Source organism: Roseovarius sp. AK1035 (assembly GCF_003288315.1).
GTDB classification, from domain to species: domain Bacteria; phylum Pseudomonadota; class Alphaproteobacteria; order Rhodobacterales; family Rhodobacteraceae; genus Roseovarius; species Roseovarius mucosus_A.
This window is the reverse complement of record NZ_CP030099.1, coordinates 817660-830673: the sequence shown is the minus strand read 5'-3', so window position 1 is coordinate 830673 and position 13014 is coordinate 817660. Positions and strand designations below refer to the sequence as shown.

15 protein-coding genes are annotated in these 13014 nt (G+C 63.2%); 8 read left to right on the top strand and 7 right to left on the bottom strand.

Annotated features, from left to right (window positions below):
* Window positions 1–14 precede the first annotated feature (14 nt).
* From RAK1035_RS04065 to RAK1035_RS20120, 3 genes are all read left to right on the top strand, one after another.
* Window positions 15–794, top strand: a complete 780-nt coding sequence (locus RAK1035_RS04065; protein WP_008279657.1) for a succinate dehydrogenase iron-sulfur subunit — start codon at window positions 15–17, stop codon at window positions 792–794.
* 15 nt (window positions 795–809) lie between these two features.
* The gene (locus tag RAK1035_RS04060; RefSeq protein WP_008279656.1) at window positions 810–1523 is read left to right on the top strand and encodes a ZIP family metal transporter; all 714 of its coding nucleotides are present in this window, start codon (window positions 810–812) and stop codon (window positions 1521–1523) included.
* 103 nt (window positions 1524–1626) lie between these two features.
* On the top strand, window positions 1627–1797 hold the full coding sequence (locus RAK1035_RS20120) for a hypothetical protein (protein WP_008279655.1): 171 nt from the start codon (window positions 1627–1629) through the stop codon (window positions 1795–1797).
* A gap of 51 nt (window positions 1798–1848) precedes the next feature.
* Here the strand turns inward: RAK1035_RS20120 and RAK1035_RS04055 are convergent, their stop codons facing one another.
* From RAK1035_RS04055 to RAK1035_RS04045, 3 genes are all read right to left on the bottom strand, one after another.
* Window positions 1849–2196: a DUF2794 domain-containing protein gene (locus RAK1035_RS04055; RefSeq protein ID WP_008279654.1), complete on the bottom strand. Its 348-nt coding sequence runs from the start codon at window positions 2194–2196 to the stop codon at window positions 1849–1851.
* 53 nt (window positions 2197–2249) lie between these two features.
* On the bottom strand, window positions 2250–3896 hold the full coding sequence (locus tag RAK1035_RS04050) for a Y-family DNA polymerase (protein WP_008279653.1): 1647 nt from the start codon (window positions 3894–3896) through the stop codon (window positions 2250–2252).
* 303 nt (window positions 3897–4199) lie between these two features.
* A complete protein-coding gene (locus tag RAK1035_RS04045; RefSeq protein ID WP_008279652.1) occupies window positions 4200–4466 on the bottom strand; it encodes an I78 family peptidase inhibitor in 267 nt (88 codons plus the stop codon).
* 130 nt (window positions 4467–4596) lie between these two features.
* Here RAK1035_RS04045 and RAK1035_RS04040 point away from each other — a divergent pair, with 130 nt between their 5' ends.
* Window positions 4597–5709 (top strand): S-(hydroxymethyl)glutathione dehydrogenase/class III alcohol dehydrogenase, encoded by a 1113-nt coding sequence (locus tag RAK1035_RS04040; RefSeq protein ID WP_008279651.1) that lies wholly within the window; start codon window positions 4597–4599, stop codon window positions 5707–5709.
* A 112-nt stretch (window positions 5710–5821) separates the two neighbouring features.
* Window positions 5822–6682: a glutathione-dependent disulfide-bond oxidoreductase gene (gene yghU / locus RAK1035_RS04035; protein ID WP_008279650.1), complete on the top strand. Its 861-nt coding sequence runs from the start codon at window positions 5822–5824 to the stop codon at window positions 6680–6682.
* A gap of 59 nt (window positions 6683–6741) precedes the next feature.
* On the opposite strand, the gene trxB is transcribed toward yghU, so the two are convergent.
* Window positions 6742–7686, bottom strand: a complete 945-nt coding sequence (gene trxB / locus RAK1035_RS04030; RefSeq protein ID WP_008279649.1) for a thioredoxin-disulfide reductase — start codon at window positions 7684–7686, stop codon at window positions 6742–6744.
* 197 nt (window positions 7687–7883) lie between these two features.
* Here trxB and RAK1035_RS04025 point away from each other — a divergent pair, with 197 nt between their 5' ends.
* The gene (locus RAK1035_RS04025; RefSeq protein ID WP_008279648.1) at window positions 7884–8384 is read left to right on the top strand and encodes an Lrp/AsnC family transcriptional regulator; all 501 of its coding nucleotides are present in this window, start codon (window positions 7884–7886) and stop codon (window positions 8382–8384) included.
* A 2-nt stretch (window positions 8385–8386) separates the two neighbouring features.
* On the opposite strand, the gene RAK1035_RS04020 is transcribed toward RAK1035_RS04025, so the two are convergent.
* Window positions 8387–9151, bottom strand: a complete 765-nt coding sequence (locus RAK1035_RS04020) for a Hint domain-containing protein (RefSeq protein ID WP_008279647.1) — start codon at window positions 9149–9151, stop codon at window positions 8387–8389.
* Between the two features lie 381 nt (window positions 9152–9532).
* Here RAK1035_RS04020 and RAK1035_RS04015 point away from each other — a divergent pair, with 381 nt between their 5' ends.
* Complete coding sequence (locus tag RAK1035_RS04015) at window positions 9533–9979, top strand: hypothetical protein (protein WP_008279646.1); 447 nt, start codon at window positions 9533–9535, stop codon at window positions 9977–9979.
* A 242-nt stretch (window positions 9980–10221) separates the two neighbouring features.
* Complete coding sequence (locus tag RAK1035_RS04010) at window positions 10222–11346, top strand: alpha-amylase (RefSeq protein WP_008279645.1); 1125 nt, start codon at window positions 10222–10224, stop codon at window positions 11344–11346.
* A gap of 141 nt (window positions 11347–11487) precedes the next feature.
* On the opposite strand, the gene RAK1035_RS04005 is transcribed toward RAK1035_RS04010, so the two are convergent.
* On the bottom strand, window positions 11488–12600 hold the full coding sequence (locus tag RAK1035_RS04005; protein WP_008279644.1) for an alpha-hydroxy acid oxidase: 1113 nt from the start codon (window positions 12598–12600) through the stop codon (window positions 11488–11490).
* 8 nt (window positions 12601–12608) lie between these two features.
* The gene (locus RAK1035_RS04000; protein WP_008279643.1) at window positions 12609–13013 is read right to left on the bottom strand and encodes a universal stress protein; all 405 of its coding nucleotides are present in this window, start codon (window positions 13011–13013) and stop codon (window positions 12609–12611) included.
* Window position 13014 lies beyond the last annotated feature (1 nt).

Below are 13014 nucleotides of genomic sequence, written 5' to 3'. Positions count from 1 at the left end.
CAAGGAGTAGCAAGATGGTTCAACTCACACTCCCCAAGAATTCGCGCATGACCACGGGCAAGACATGGCCCAAGCCCGAGGGTGCCAAGACCGTGCGCAAGTTCCAGATTTACCGCTGGAACCCGGACGATGGCAAAAACCCGCGGGTGGACACCTATTTCGTGGATATGGACACCTGCGGCCCGATGGTTCTGGATGCGCTGATCAAGATCAAGAACGAGATTGATCCCACGCTCACCTTCCGCCGCTCCTGCCGCGAGGGGATTTGCGGTTCTTGCGCGATGAATATCGACGGGATCAACACGCTGGCCTGCATCTACGGTATGGATGAAATCAAGGGCGATGTGAAAATCTACCCGCTGCCGCATATGCCGGTGGTCAAGGATCTGATCCCCGACCTTACGCATTTCTACGCGCAGCATGCCAGCATCATGCCGTGGCTGGAAACCAAAACCAACCGCCCCGCGAAAGAGTGGCGGCAGAGCATCGAGGACCGCGAGAAACTCGATGGGCTTTATGAATGCGTGATGTGCGCGTCCTGCTCTACCTCTTGCCCGTCCTATTGGTGGAACGGCGACAAATACCTTGGACCGGCCGCACTTTTGCATGCCTATCGCTGGATCATCGACAGCCGGGACGAGGCAACAGGCGAGCGGCTTGATGATCTTGAAGACCCGTTCAAGCTTTATCGCTGCCATACCATCATGAACTGCACGAAAACCTGCCCCAAGGGCCTCAACCCCGCCAAGGCCATCGCTGAGATCAAAAAGATGATGGTCGAGCGGCACGTCTGATCGGACACAGGGACAATGGCAAGCGAGGGCTTATGGTTTGCGCTGCTCTTGGCCCTGATCGCGGGCGCGGCCATGCCCCTTGGGGCGGCGCTCGCGCTCTCCGCAACCTTTAGGCGGCTGCCTGCGCCTGCGACCCATGGCATCGTTGCCTTTGGTGGTGGCGCGCTTTTGGCGGCGATTGCGCTGGTGCTGGTGCCCCATGCGCGCGATACGCTTTCTGCGCCCGTGGCGCTTGGTGCCTTTGCTGGCGGCGGGATCGCCTTTTTTGCCATCGACCGCTTTCTTGAATCGCACGGTGGGCGCGGTGCGCAGCTTATGGCGATGCTGCTCGATTTTCTGCACGAGGCCATGGCCATCGGGGCCATGCTGACCGCGCAGGCCGAACGCGCACTCTTGCTGGCCGGCCTCATTTTCCTGCAAAATCTGCCCGAGGGCTTTGCCGCCTTTCGCGACATCATGCGTGGTGGGGCGGTCCGGGGGCATCGGATCGTCTTGCTCTTTGCCGGGCTTTCCCTGCTTGGGCCGGTCTGCGCAGCCATCGGCTTTTCTTTTCTCTCCGAGATGCCGCAGGTTCTGGGGATTATCATGATGTTTGCGGCGGGCGGCATTCTCTACCTGATTTTCCAGGATATCGCCCCCGCCGCCCGTGCGCGCCACAGTTGGTTGCCGCCTTTGGGGGCGGTCTTTGGCTTCACGCTGGGTTTGGCCGGGGATATGCTGATCGGCTAAAATCCGTGCCTTGCATCAGACGCATGGCAAGACTGCGCGCTTGGCGGTTTATGCCGCAGCGCAGAAGATTATGTAAGTGCCATGGAAATATGGAGATAAACCCATGGCTTACCCGGTCAAAACCCCTGTCGCCCCGGCTGTGAAATCGGCCCCAATCACCCCGGATTGGGTCGCCGTCTATTACACGCCCGAGGTCCCCGCAAACCTGCCGCAAGTGCCCCAAGCGTCCGGTCTGGACGCGCTCGAACAGATGTATGCCTATTACGAGGCTTGAACGCCCCGGCACAAATCGGGGCAGGGCCTTATGCCTTGCCCCGGCCTTGCCTCACTCTACCGCCCGGATCAGTTTGCGCTCTAGCACCCGCAGCACGGTCTTCAGGTCATGCCCGCGCTTGAGCACCTGACCATCCATGCCAATGACCGCATATTGCCCTTGCTTGCCCTGCAATTTTGGCCGCTTTTCGATCCGGTAGAGCGGATGTTCCGCCGTGCGGCGAAAGATCGAAAACACCGCCACCTCGCGCAGGCATGAAATACCGTAGTCGCGCCACTCTCCCGCCGCGACCATGCGCCCATAGAGCGACAGGATCACGCCCAGTTCAGTGCGTTGGAACGCCACCTGAGTGGTTGAGGGATGCGCGCCCGCAATCGGGCCGAGGCTTTGCAAACTCATACCTCCAGAGTTGCGCCAATCCTGCGCCAAATCAAGCGCTTTCCTGACCGGCCTCAGGCAAACCGCCCCTGACAGAACCACCCGCCCGAGATTTGCCCGCCATGGGCACGAAACAGCCACAGCCGCTCGCCGCGCGTCGTCACCACCTGCCAGTAGTCGCGCACCCCGCTGCGCCACGCCGGGTCCTCCAGCCACCATTCCGGCGCAATCCGCTCTGGTCCGCTGGCCCCGGCCACCTCATGCACCCGCCCGCGCCAGCGAAACGGCAGCGTGATATCTCCCGTCTCGGGCCGCGTTACTGCCTCGGGCGACCAGATCAGCAACGGGCGGCGCGCCTCGGGTGTGGGCCAAGGCGCGGGGGCAGGCTCTGACCAGGCGGCGGCAAGGGTCAGCGCCGATTTCTCGGGAATATGGCTCTCGGCGGGATGGCGGCGGGTGATCGCCTCCAGCCCGATACGCCCTCCCAGCCGCGTGATTAGATCAGCCAGCGCCGCCTCTTGCGCACCGGGCCCCCGCCCACGGCCCAAACCGCTTTCGCCCTGCCGGGTTTCCATTCGCGCGGTCACAATCGTCTCTAGCCGCAGCATGTCGATCCCAAACCCGGCGTCGATCCTGTCAAGCTGCATCTCCAGAAGTGGGCGCATCGCCTCTGGCTGGTCCACCGCACGTGCCAGCCGCACCTCGACCGCTTGCAGCCCACCATCGGCACGATAGGCCTCGAGCCGCAGATGCCGCGCGCCCTGTCCCTTGCCCTGCAACAGAAGGCAGAGCCGCTCGGTCAATCGGCACACTGCGGCCTCCAGATCACCGCGCAATCCGATCGGGTCCGGCAGGCTCAGCCGGGTGGCAAAGCGCGGGGCCGGGGCCGAGGGCGACATCGGCTCTGGTACATGGCCCAAGGCCTGATCCAGCCGCAACATCACCTCGGGGCCAAAGCGGCGGGCAAGGCTGGCGCGCGGTTGCGCCGCCAAGTCCCCGATCCGCCGCAGCCCCAGCCGCGCCAGATCCGCCACCACCACAGGGGGCAGCCGCAGCGCCGCGACTGGCAAAGGTGCCAGCCTGTCTGGCAGATGCCCCGGCGGGGCAATCTCATCCGCCTCAGCGCCCACCGGCACCACAGGGGCCGCGCCGCCGCGCTCCCAATGCCGCCGCTTGGCGGCACGCGACCGGGTGGCGCGGGCCTCTTGGTCGATGGCATCGCCCGAACGCTGCGCCGCCACCCCTTGCCCGGCATAGCGCGCCAATGCCCATGCGCCCCCCACCGTATCCGCCAGCCCACAGCGCAGGCTGAGGCCCAGATCCCCGGCTTCGGCGCGCAGCGTGGCGATCAGCCCCGCTTCGCCGCCAAAAAGATGCGCACAGCCCGTGACATCCAAGAGCAGGCCCGCCGTGCCCTCGATCCCCACCAAGGGCGAGAACCGCCCGGCCCAACGCCCCAATGCGGCCAGAAATGCCGCCTCCGCCGCACGGTTGCGGGGGCGGGTGATCAGGTCCGGGCAGAGCGCCTGCGCGGTGCGCAGCGGCTGCCCCGGTTTCAGCCCCAGCGCCTCGGCGCGCAGTGACACAGAGGTCAGCACCTGATCCTGCGCCTCGGCACTGACCACCGCAAAAAGCCGCGTGTCCGGGTCCGTCACCCGCCGCAACAGGCGCTCGGCCCCAAGCCGGGGAAACCAGATCGACAGGATGCGGCGGGTGGGCATGGCGGGTTTCGTTCTCTATTTGTTCCATATCAAATAGAGCGGGGGATGGGCGGAGTCGAGTCAGCCGCCGCGCGGATTGCTGGGCCGGGGACTAGCGAAGCAGCGGCACCGTCTGGCACTTTATGCACGCAAAGTTCGTGTGATCCCACAGCATAGCGCTCCCTCTCCAAATCGCTAGGCCGCGGGACGGCCCAGCGATCCGCGCGGCGGCGCGTGCCGCGCCTTGTTCCGCGCGGGGGATAGCCGACACTGCCGCACCGCGCTGTTCAAAGCCGTCACATCGAATTTCGACGTGGTGCCCCCTCACCCACAGGCGATCCGTGTGATCACCCCGTCCGCGTCATGCTCGACATTCAGCCGATCGGGGCGGTAATCCATCGTTACCATCGCCCCCGGTGGCAGAATCCGCACCGCAGCGCGCCCGCTGAAATCCTGCGCCGCAACCGGCGTGCCGATCAGCGCCTGCATCTGCGCCGCACCGCAGGCATCGCCCTCAGGCGCCTTGTCCTGTGGGCCAACACACCCCGCCAATGCCCCGATCATCAGGGCTGTGCTAAGGATTTTCTTCATGGTTTCGCCTCTCTTGCCGGAAATTGCCGCAAAAAGTGCCGCAGTCCGGGGTCTGCGTGACGCTCTCGATATTGAATCACCGCGCCGCATGACGCAAGACTGCGGCAAATTGCAAAGGAAAGGATAACACATGCGCACACGTGCTGCGGTTGCGGTTGAGGCAGGCCGCCCGATGGAGATCATGGAGGTGAACCTTGAGGGTCCGAAGGCGGGCGAGGTTCTGGTGGAGATCAAGGCGACGGGCCTGTGCCACACCGATGATTTCACCCTGTCGGGGGCCGATCCCGAGGGGGCGTTTCCGGCCATTCTGGGGCATGAGGGCGCGGGCGTTGTGCTCGAGGTGGGCCCCGGTGTCACCAGCCTGCAACCGGGCGATCACGTCATTCCGCTTTACACGCCCGAATGCCGTGAATGCGAATACTGCCTCAACCCGAAAACCAACCTGTGCCAGAAAATCCGCTCGACCCAAGGCCAGGGCGTGATGCCCGATGGCACCAGCCGGTTTTCGATGCTGGATGGCACGCCGATCCTGCATTACATGGGCTGCTCGACCTTTGCCAATCACACGGTCCTGCCCGAGATTGCGCTCGCGAAGGTGCGCAAGGATGCGCCCTTTGACAAGATTTGCTACATCGGCTGCGGTGTCACCACGGGCGTGGGGGCGGTGATCAACACCGCCAAGGTCGAGATCGGCAGCCGGGCGATTGTGTTCGGTCTGGGCGGCATCGGCCTCAACGTGCTGCAGGGGCTGCGGCTGGCGGGGGCGGATCAGATCGTCGGCGTCGATATCAATCCGGGCCGGATCGAGATGGCGACGCGCTTTGGCATGACCGATTTCGTCAACCCCAAGGAGGTTTCGGGCGATCTTGTGGCGCATCTTGTGGCGCTGACCGGCGGGGGGGCGGATTACACATTCGATGCCACCGGCAATGTGGGCGTGATGCGCACGGCGCTCGAGGCGGCGCATAAGGGCTGGGGCGAGAGCATCATCATCGGTGTGGCACCTGCGGGCGCGGAAATCAGCACGCGGCCGTTCCAACTGGTCACGGGGCGCAGCTGGCGCGGCACAGCCTTTGGCGGCGCGCGCGGGCGCACGGATGTGCCCAAGATTGTCGATTGGTACATGCAGGGCAAGATCGAGATCGACCCGATGATCACCCACACCATGCCGCTCGAGGATATCAACAAAGGGTTTGAGCTCATGCACGCCGGCGAAAGCATCCGCAGCGTGGTGATTTACTAAGCGCGATCCTAAGACCCCATGCAACGCCGCACAGCCCCCTGTGCGGCGTTTTGCATTGCGGGCGGCACGCCAGCGATTAGATTTGCCGCCAAACCCGATGGAGGATCACAAGATGAGCGACAGCACCTATACCCCGCCCGATGTCTGGACATGGGAGGCCCCCTCTGGCGGGCAATTCGCCTCGATCAACCGCCCCATCTCGGGCGCGACCCATGACAAGGAACTCCCCAAGGGCGCGCATCCCTTTCAACTCTATTCACTGGCCACGCCCAATGGGGTCAAGGTCACGGTGATGTTCGAGGAGTTGCTCGCCGCAGGCCATGACGCCGAGTATGACGCCTGGCTCATCAATATCAGCGAGGGTGATCAATTCGGCTCGGGCTTTGTCGCGGTCAATCCCAATTCCAAGATCCCGGCGCTGCTGGACCACACCGGCGACACGCCCCTGCGCGTGTTCGAAAGCGCGTCGATCCTGATGCATCTGGCCGAGAAATTTGGCGCCTTCTTGCCCAAGAGTGGCCCTGCGCGCACCGAAACCCTGAATTGGCTTTTCTGGCAGATGGGCAGCGCACCCTATCTGGGGGGTGGCTTTGGCCATTTCTACGCCTATGCGCCCGAGAAATGGCAATATCCGATCGACCGTTTCGCGATGGAGGTGAAGCGCCAACTTGACGTGCTCGACCGTCAATTGGCCAAGCGGCCCTTTATTGCAGGCGATGAGTATACCATTGCCGATATGGCGATCTGGCCGTGGTATGGCCAGCTTTGCCTTGGGCGGCTTTATAATGCGGCGACGTTTCTGGATGTTGCCAGCTATAAACACGTCATGGCCTGGGCGGAAAAGATTGACGCGCGCCCCGCGGTGAAGCGGGGCCGCATGGTCAACCGCAGCTTTGGCGAGCCGAAGGAGCAACTGCGCGAACGCCACGCGGCCACGGATTTCGACACGCGGACCCAAGACAAGATCGGCTAACTCGGATGGTGCCACGGCCCCGCATAGGCGGGGTCGTGGCGCATTATTCTGAACTGGCCTCAGCCCTCGTGTTCCGCCAGCCAGCGCTCGGCATCAAGTGCCGCCATACAGCCCATGCCCGCCGATGTGACCGCCTGACGATAGACATGGTCGGTCAGATCGCCTGCGGCAAAGACGCCGGGAACAGATGTGCGCGTGCTGCCCGGCACAACCTTGACATACCCGCCATTGTGCAGCTCCAGCCGGTCCTTGACCAATTCGCTGGCAGGGGCGTGACCGATGGCGATGAACACGCCCTTGCACGGGATTTCCATGATAGCACCGGTTTCGACATGACGCACTCGCACGCCCTCGACACCTTTGGGATTGTCGCTGCCAAAGACCTCGTCCAGCGTGTGAAACCACAGGGTTTCGATCTTGGGGTTCTTCATCAGCCGGTCTTGCAGGATCTTTTCGGCGCGCAGGGTGTCGCGGCGGTGAATAAGCGTGACCTTTGAGGCGAAATTGGTCAGGAACAGCGCCTCTTCCACCGCCGTATTGCCCCCGCCGATCACCACGATTTCCTGACCGCGATAGAAAAACCCGTCGCAGGTGGCACAGGCCGATACGCCAAACCCCTTGAACGCCTCTTCCGACGGCAGGCCCAGCCATTTGGCTCGCGCCCCGGTGGCGAGGATCACCGCATCGGCGGTATAGGTGGTGCCGCTGTCGCCCTTGGCCACAAACGGACGGACATCCAGATCAAGCGAAGAGATGATATCGCCCACGATCTCACAGCCCATCGCCTTGGCATGCGCCTCCATCCGCACCATGAGGTCTGGCCCCTGCACTTCGGTATCGCCGGGCCAGTTCTCGACCTCGGTCGTGGTGGTCAACTGGCCGCCAGGCTCGATCCCTTGCACCAGAATGGGCGAGAGCATGGCACGGCTGGCATAGACGCCTGCGGTATAGCCAGCAGGGCCAGAACCGATGATCAGGCATTTGGTGTGACGGGTGTCGGGCATGGGGGCTCTCTCATGTGATCTGCGGATTTGGCGCATGATATAGCCCTCTGGCGCGGGGCATGTAACCCCTTGCAGGGCGGATATGCACAGGGCGCTGGGGGGTCTATTCGGGAAATGATCTTGCGCAATAGCGAAACATAATTGCGCATGTGACCCATGATGCTATAACAATTGCGAAATTCAATAAGGAGTCCCCCATGGCCGCGTCCCGTCTTGATCCCATAGATCGCAAGATTCTGGCGGAGTTGCAGGCCGATGGCCGGATGACCAACGTGGAACTGGCCAAGCGCGTGGGTATTTCGGCCCCGCCTTGCCTGCGCCGGGTCCGCACGCTCGAAGAGCAGGGCTATATTCGCGGCTATCACGCCGATGTGGACCCCCGCGAACTCGGGTTCGAGGTGCAGGTGTTTGCCATGGTCGGGCTGCAAAGTCAGGCCGAGGCAGATCTGAGCGCCTTTGAGGCGCGCTGCCGCGCTTGGCCCTTGGTGCGTGAATGCCACATGCTCAACGGCGAGGTGGATTTCATCCTCAAATGCGTGGCCCCCGATCTCAGCACCTTTCAGCGCTTTTTGACCGAGGAACTGACAGCCGCCGACAATGTCGCCAGCGTCAAGACATCGCTGGTCATTCGTGGGGCCAAGGACGAACCCGGCGTGCCGTTCGAGATCCTTGAGGCGCGGCTCAGCCAGTCGGCCTGAGGTCAGGCAACGCTCAGCGTATCAGGCGCATCAAGCGGCAGACGCAGATGGGCCAGCGGGCCAAATTGATGCGGCTCTTGAATCTGCGGAAAAAGGGATAGGAAGAGCGACAGCATGCTCGGCCCCACGTCGCGCTCGAACCCGGCACCGGGGTGAAAGCTCTCGACCTCAAGCCCGTTGGCCGTGATCAGCGCATGTCGCCGCAGCCAGAGGTGATAGAATGTCACCGCACGCGGCGGTGTGACACCAAAGGCATGTAGCCCATCCGCCAGCACATGCGCCGGGCTCAACACGTGATCCGATCCAATGCTTGCGCGCATGTTGCGTGGGCGCGTCAGAATGCGCGCGCCGGGACCGGCCAGCAAATCAGCCATTGGCCGCGCAATGCCAAAGGCATCGGCCATGATGCGCGTCAGCTTCACCGAACGGCTGGCAATATCCTCGGGGCGCAGGGTCATGCGACCAATCCAGAGCACAGGCAGTGGGCCATGCGCCGAGGTCTGCAAGAGATCACCGGGCAGCAGGTCTTCGATTGCAATCGGCCCGCGCGTGGTGGTGATCAGCGTGCCGCGCGCGAAGGCAGAATGTGCTGCATCAAACAGCGGCAGGGCCGGGGCCATATGCTCGCGTTCCTCAATGCCACCATCGGCCTTTAGCCAGAGGTTGGTATAATGCCGCATCGGCAGGCGAGGTGTTTCGGGATTCGCAAGAATGCGGCGCACAGGCGTCGCATAGGCGGCATTTGCCGTCAGGCGGGGGATACTCATTGCTGTGTCACCTCGAATTCAAGGATGTCACAACCGCGTCGGCCCCCACCGACAACGACAGATGGACAAATCTGTTTGTATAGTGGGGCCAATATGCGGGCGTTGCGGGCTTTAAGTCAAACTTTCAGGGTAATTGTTCGCAGCCCGTGACAAGTGGCGGCAATCCGGCGCGATTGTCCCCGCTTCGCTCAATCGGCTTGCCACAATTCAAAGCCATATCCGCGAATCACCTAACCCCTGCCTGTCCTGCTTGACGCAGTGATCATTCGGGATGTATTCTGAATTTGGAATGTTTAAACCCCTCTTGGGATTGCGGATCGCCCAGACCCGAAACGCATCAGATAACGTGGCGCAGGCCCTGAGCTTGTGGGATTGATAATCATGATTTTTGGACGCTGGATGCGCAGACGAAAGAGGGTTGGCTTTGCGCCGGCGCTGCTCGTCTTGTTGCTCAGCGTTCGGGTCGCCACAGCCGCCGCCGTCGATTGCCAACACGAATTGGCCGATGCCGCGCAGGCCCATCACCACGCCCAAGACCTCCTCAAGATCGAGGCCATCGCGCTTGGCGGTGCGCTGTGTCTGGTCGAAGAGAATCCCGGCGCGCTTGTTGCACCCCCCGTCGAGGCCAAGCATGACAGCCCGCATCTGAATACACCCTGTCCCTTCTTCAAGTCGCCGGTGGTGCTGACGGATGTGACCATCGCGCTCATTGCGCGAGAGCATAGCTTTTCGCGGGTTGTGCGCGTTTACGATGACATGCGCGCCGCAGTGGGCGATCTGCCCATCGCCTATAGCCCGCGCGCGCCGCCCGTGGTTGCCGTGGGATAGCTGGTATAGGTGCCACCCGGTACGCCCCTGCGCTTGCCGTTGCGTGGCAAGCGGTCGCTCGAGCGGGCCAGATGACAGGCTAAGCACATTGCATCGCGCCCGCGTGACCCATGCCAGCCCCCTTTGGCCCAAACTGACATCGGAATGAAACCCTGATTTTCAATTGATCGCCGTCGCGACTGTTGCGGGCTCTTTTGCGCCCGGTCCGACGTGCATCCCCAAGAACAAGAGACTGAAAGACCATGACACAGACCTCTCTGACGGCCGGTGCTCTTTGCGCCGCGCTTGCCCTATGGCTGACTGCGCCCGCTATGGCGCATGACGGCACCACAGCCCCCAAGGACGGGCTGCGCGTCCGCGTGACCGATCTGCCGCCGTTGCGCGCCGATGGCCACGCCCCCATTGGTGTGATGGGCGAACACCGCCACAAGACCGGCGAAGTGATGCTGTCCTACCGCTTCATGCATATGGACATGGAGGGCTATCGCAGCGGCACCAACCGGCTTAGCCCCGAACAGGTGGCCATGACGCCCAATACGTTTTTCGGTCTGCCGGGCCAGCCGCCCAACATCCGCGTCGCGCCCACCAGCATGACCATGGATATGCATATGTTTGGCGCGATGTATGCGCCGAATGATCGCCTGACTCTGATGGCCATGCTGCCCTATATCACCAAGCAGATGAACCACATCACCTTTGCAGGCCCCGCCGGCACCACCCGTCTGGGCACATTCAAGAGCCAATCCGAAGGTTGGGGCGATCTCAAGGTCTCCGCGCTCTACGGGCTTGGGACTTGGGGCAGTCACAAGCTGCACCTGAATTTCGGGGCCAGCCTGCCCACTGGCTCTACCACGGAGCAGGCAACGGTCCTCACCCCAACAGGGGCGTTCGCGACGATGCGCATGCCCTACGGGATGCAGTTGGGTTCTGGCACCTTCGATCTCTTGCCCGGCATCACCTATAGCGCGCGGTCGGGCAATACCGGCTGGGGCGCGCAACTGACTGGCGTGATCCGCACCGGCAAGAACAACGGCTACCATCTGGGCAACGAGATGGCGATGACCACATGGGCCAGCTATCAGCCCAGGCCGTGGATCAGCCTGTCGGGCCGCATCGAGGCCAAGAGCGTGGGTGACATCAGCGGGCGCGATTCGCGCATGGTCGGCCCGTCGCCCACTCTCAATCCCGATAACTACGGCGGCGAAACGGTAACGCTCTATGCGGGCGTCAACCTTGTGGCGCAAAAGGGCGCGCTGCGCGGGCATCGTCTGGCGCTCGAGGTCGGCGCGCCGGTCTATCAGGATCTGAACGGGCTTCAGCTTGAGACGGATTGGACCACGACACTGGGCTGGCAATACGCTTTCTAAGCTGTGTTGCCTGTCATCGAATCGACACCCGCCCCGAGCTTGACCCGGGACCTCGCCGATCCTGCGTAGAGGTCCCTAGTCAGGCCCGAGGCGATGTGACCCCGATCAGACGCTCCAGGTCCAAGCAACGCGGTGCGCGGTTCAGGCCGCGCGCCGCACACACTCTTGCAGGCCTGACATGCTCTTGCGCCCCAGTTGCGCCAGCGTCAGGCTCACCTCTTCGGTCATCACCTCCCAGAGCCGGTGCAGCCCCCGCTCGCCCCCCGCCGCCATGGCAAAAAGCAGGGGCCGCCCGAGAAAGGCAAAATTCGCCCCCATGGCATGTACCTTGACGATATCCTCGCCCGACCGCAGCCCGGAATCGAAAAACAGCGGAAATTCCGGCCCAAGCGCCGCGCGCATCTCTGCCAGCATCAAAATAGGCTCCGGTGCGCCATCCAACTGCCGCCCGCCATGGCTGGAAACCTGAATTGCATCCACCCCAGCCGCACGCAGCCGCACGGCATCCTCCACGTCCAGCACGCCCTTGATCACCAGCTTGCCGGGCCAGGCCGCGCGCAGACGGTCAAGATAGGACCAATCCGCCGCCGCCCGGCTGGCGGTGCGGTCAAAACCACCCTGCCGGAAATTCGCCATCTCTGGCTTGCCATGCAGCAGCGTGCCCAGCGACCAGCGCGGATGCAGCGCGAAATCAACGAATTGCCGTGGTCCGATCTTGAACGGCATCTTGAACCCGTGGCGCAATTCGCGCGGGCGGCGGCCTACTTCAGGCACATCCAGCGTGACGACAAGGGTTTGATAGCCCGCCGCCCGCGCCCGCTCGACCAGCGCCATGGTGCCGCTACCATCACCACTGAAATAGAGCTGAAACCACGCATGCCCCTCGGCCACCTCGATCATCTGCTCCAGCGGGGTCGAGGCGACGGTTGAAACACCCAAAGGCACGCGATCCCGCGCCGCCAGCCGCGCCAGCATCAGATCGGCCCCCGGCGTGCTCAGGTTGCACATCCCCATTGGCGTGATGCCAAAGGGCACGCGCGCCGCGTGCCCGAACACATTCAGCGACAAATCCCGCTTGGCCACATTGCACAGAACACGCGGCTTCAGCCGCAAATCCCGCAACGCCGCACGATTGAGCGCCTCGCCATGTTCTTCCCCCGCAGCGCCGTCGATATAATCGAACACCATCCACGGCAGACGTCGCCGCGCCAAACGGCGCGCATCTTCGGCGGAATGAATGGCATCGGCCCCCATCGCCTTACCTAGCGCAGCACATGCACGGCGCAGGGCGCATGCCGCACCACCCGCGCCGCCGTCGAACCCAAGAGAAAGTCGCTCAGCCCCGGTTTGTGCGACCCGACGATGATGCAATCCGCACCGTGCTTTTCGGCATAATCCGTGATCGCCCGTCCCGAATGGCCGCGCAGCATCACCGGTGTCACGTCGGGCGCCCCCGCCACCCGCTCGGCCAATTGCGCCTGCGCGCGCTTATAGGCCCCTTCGACCACCTCTTCATCCAGATAGGCCCGCACCGAGCCTTGGACCGGCTCATAGGCGTGCAGGGCGATGATCTCGCCCCCGTCAGCACGCAGCGCGCGGGCAACCTCCAACGCGCTTTCGCTGATCCCGTGTTCCAGCGACAGGCCGACAATGATTTTGCGATACATG

Bases quoted from the DNA above. Each gene is read 5' to 3' on its own strand.
- RAK1035_RS04065 (WP_008279657.1), top strand. From the start codon at position 15: ATGGTTCAACTCACACTCCCCAAGAATTCGCGCATGACCACGGGCAAG.
- RAK1035_RS04060 (WP_008279656.1), top strand. From the start codon at position 810: ATGGCAAGCGAGGGCTTATGGTTTGCGCTGCTCTTGGCCCTGATCGCG.
- RAK1035_RS20120 (WP_008279655.1), top strand. From the start codon at position 1,627: ATGGCTTACCCGGTCAAAACCCCTGTCGCCCCGGCTGTGAAATCGGCC.
- RAK1035_RS04055 (WP_008279654.1), bottom strand. From the start codon at position 2,196: ATGAGTTTGCAAAGCCTCGGCCCGATTGCGGGCGCGCATCCCTCAACC.
- RAK1035_RS04050 (WP_008279653.1), bottom strand. From the start codon at position 3,896: ATGCCCACCCGCCGCATCCTGTCGATCTGGTTTCCCCGGCTTGGGGCC.
- RAK1035_RS04045 (WP_008279652.1), bottom strand. From the start codon at position 4,466: ATGAAGAAAATCCTTAGCACAGCCCTGATGATCGGGGCATTGGCGGGG.
- RAK1035_RS04040 (WP_008279651.1), top strand. From the start codon at position 4,597: ATGCGCACACGTGCTGCGGTTGCGGTTGAGGCAGGCCGCCCGATGGAG.
- yghU (WP_008279650.1), top strand. From the start codon at position 5,822: ATGAGCGACAGCACCTATACCCCGCCCGATGTCTGGACATGGGAGGCC.
- trxB (WP_008279649.1), bottom strand. From the start codon at position 7,686: ATGCCCGACACCCGTCACACCAAATGCCTGATCATCGGTTCTGGCCCT.
- RAK1035_RS04025 (WP_008279648.1), top strand. From the start codon at position 7,884: ATGGCCGCGTCCCGTCTTGATCCCATAGATCGCAAGATTCTGGCGGAG.
- RAK1035_RS04020 (WP_008279647.1), bottom strand. From the start codon at position 9,151: ATGAGTATCCCCCGCCTGACGGCAAATGCCGCCTATGCGACGCCTGTG.
- RAK1035_RS04015 (WP_008279646.1), top strand. From the start codon at position 9,533: ATGATTTTTGGACGCTGGATGCGCAGACGAAAGAGGGTTGGCTTTGCG.
- RAK1035_RS04010 (WP_008279645.1), top strand. From the start codon at position 10,222: ATGACACAGACCTCTCTGACGGCCGGTGCTCTTTGCGCCGCGCTTGCC.
- RAK1035_RS04005 (WP_008279644.1), bottom strand. From the start codon at position 12,600: ATGGGGGCCGATGCCATTCATTCCGCCGAAGATGCGCGCCGTTTGGCG.
- RAK1035_RS04000 (WP_008279643.1), bottom strand. From the start codon at position 13,013: ATGTATCGCAAAATCATTGTCGGCCTGTCGCTGGAACACGGGATCAGC.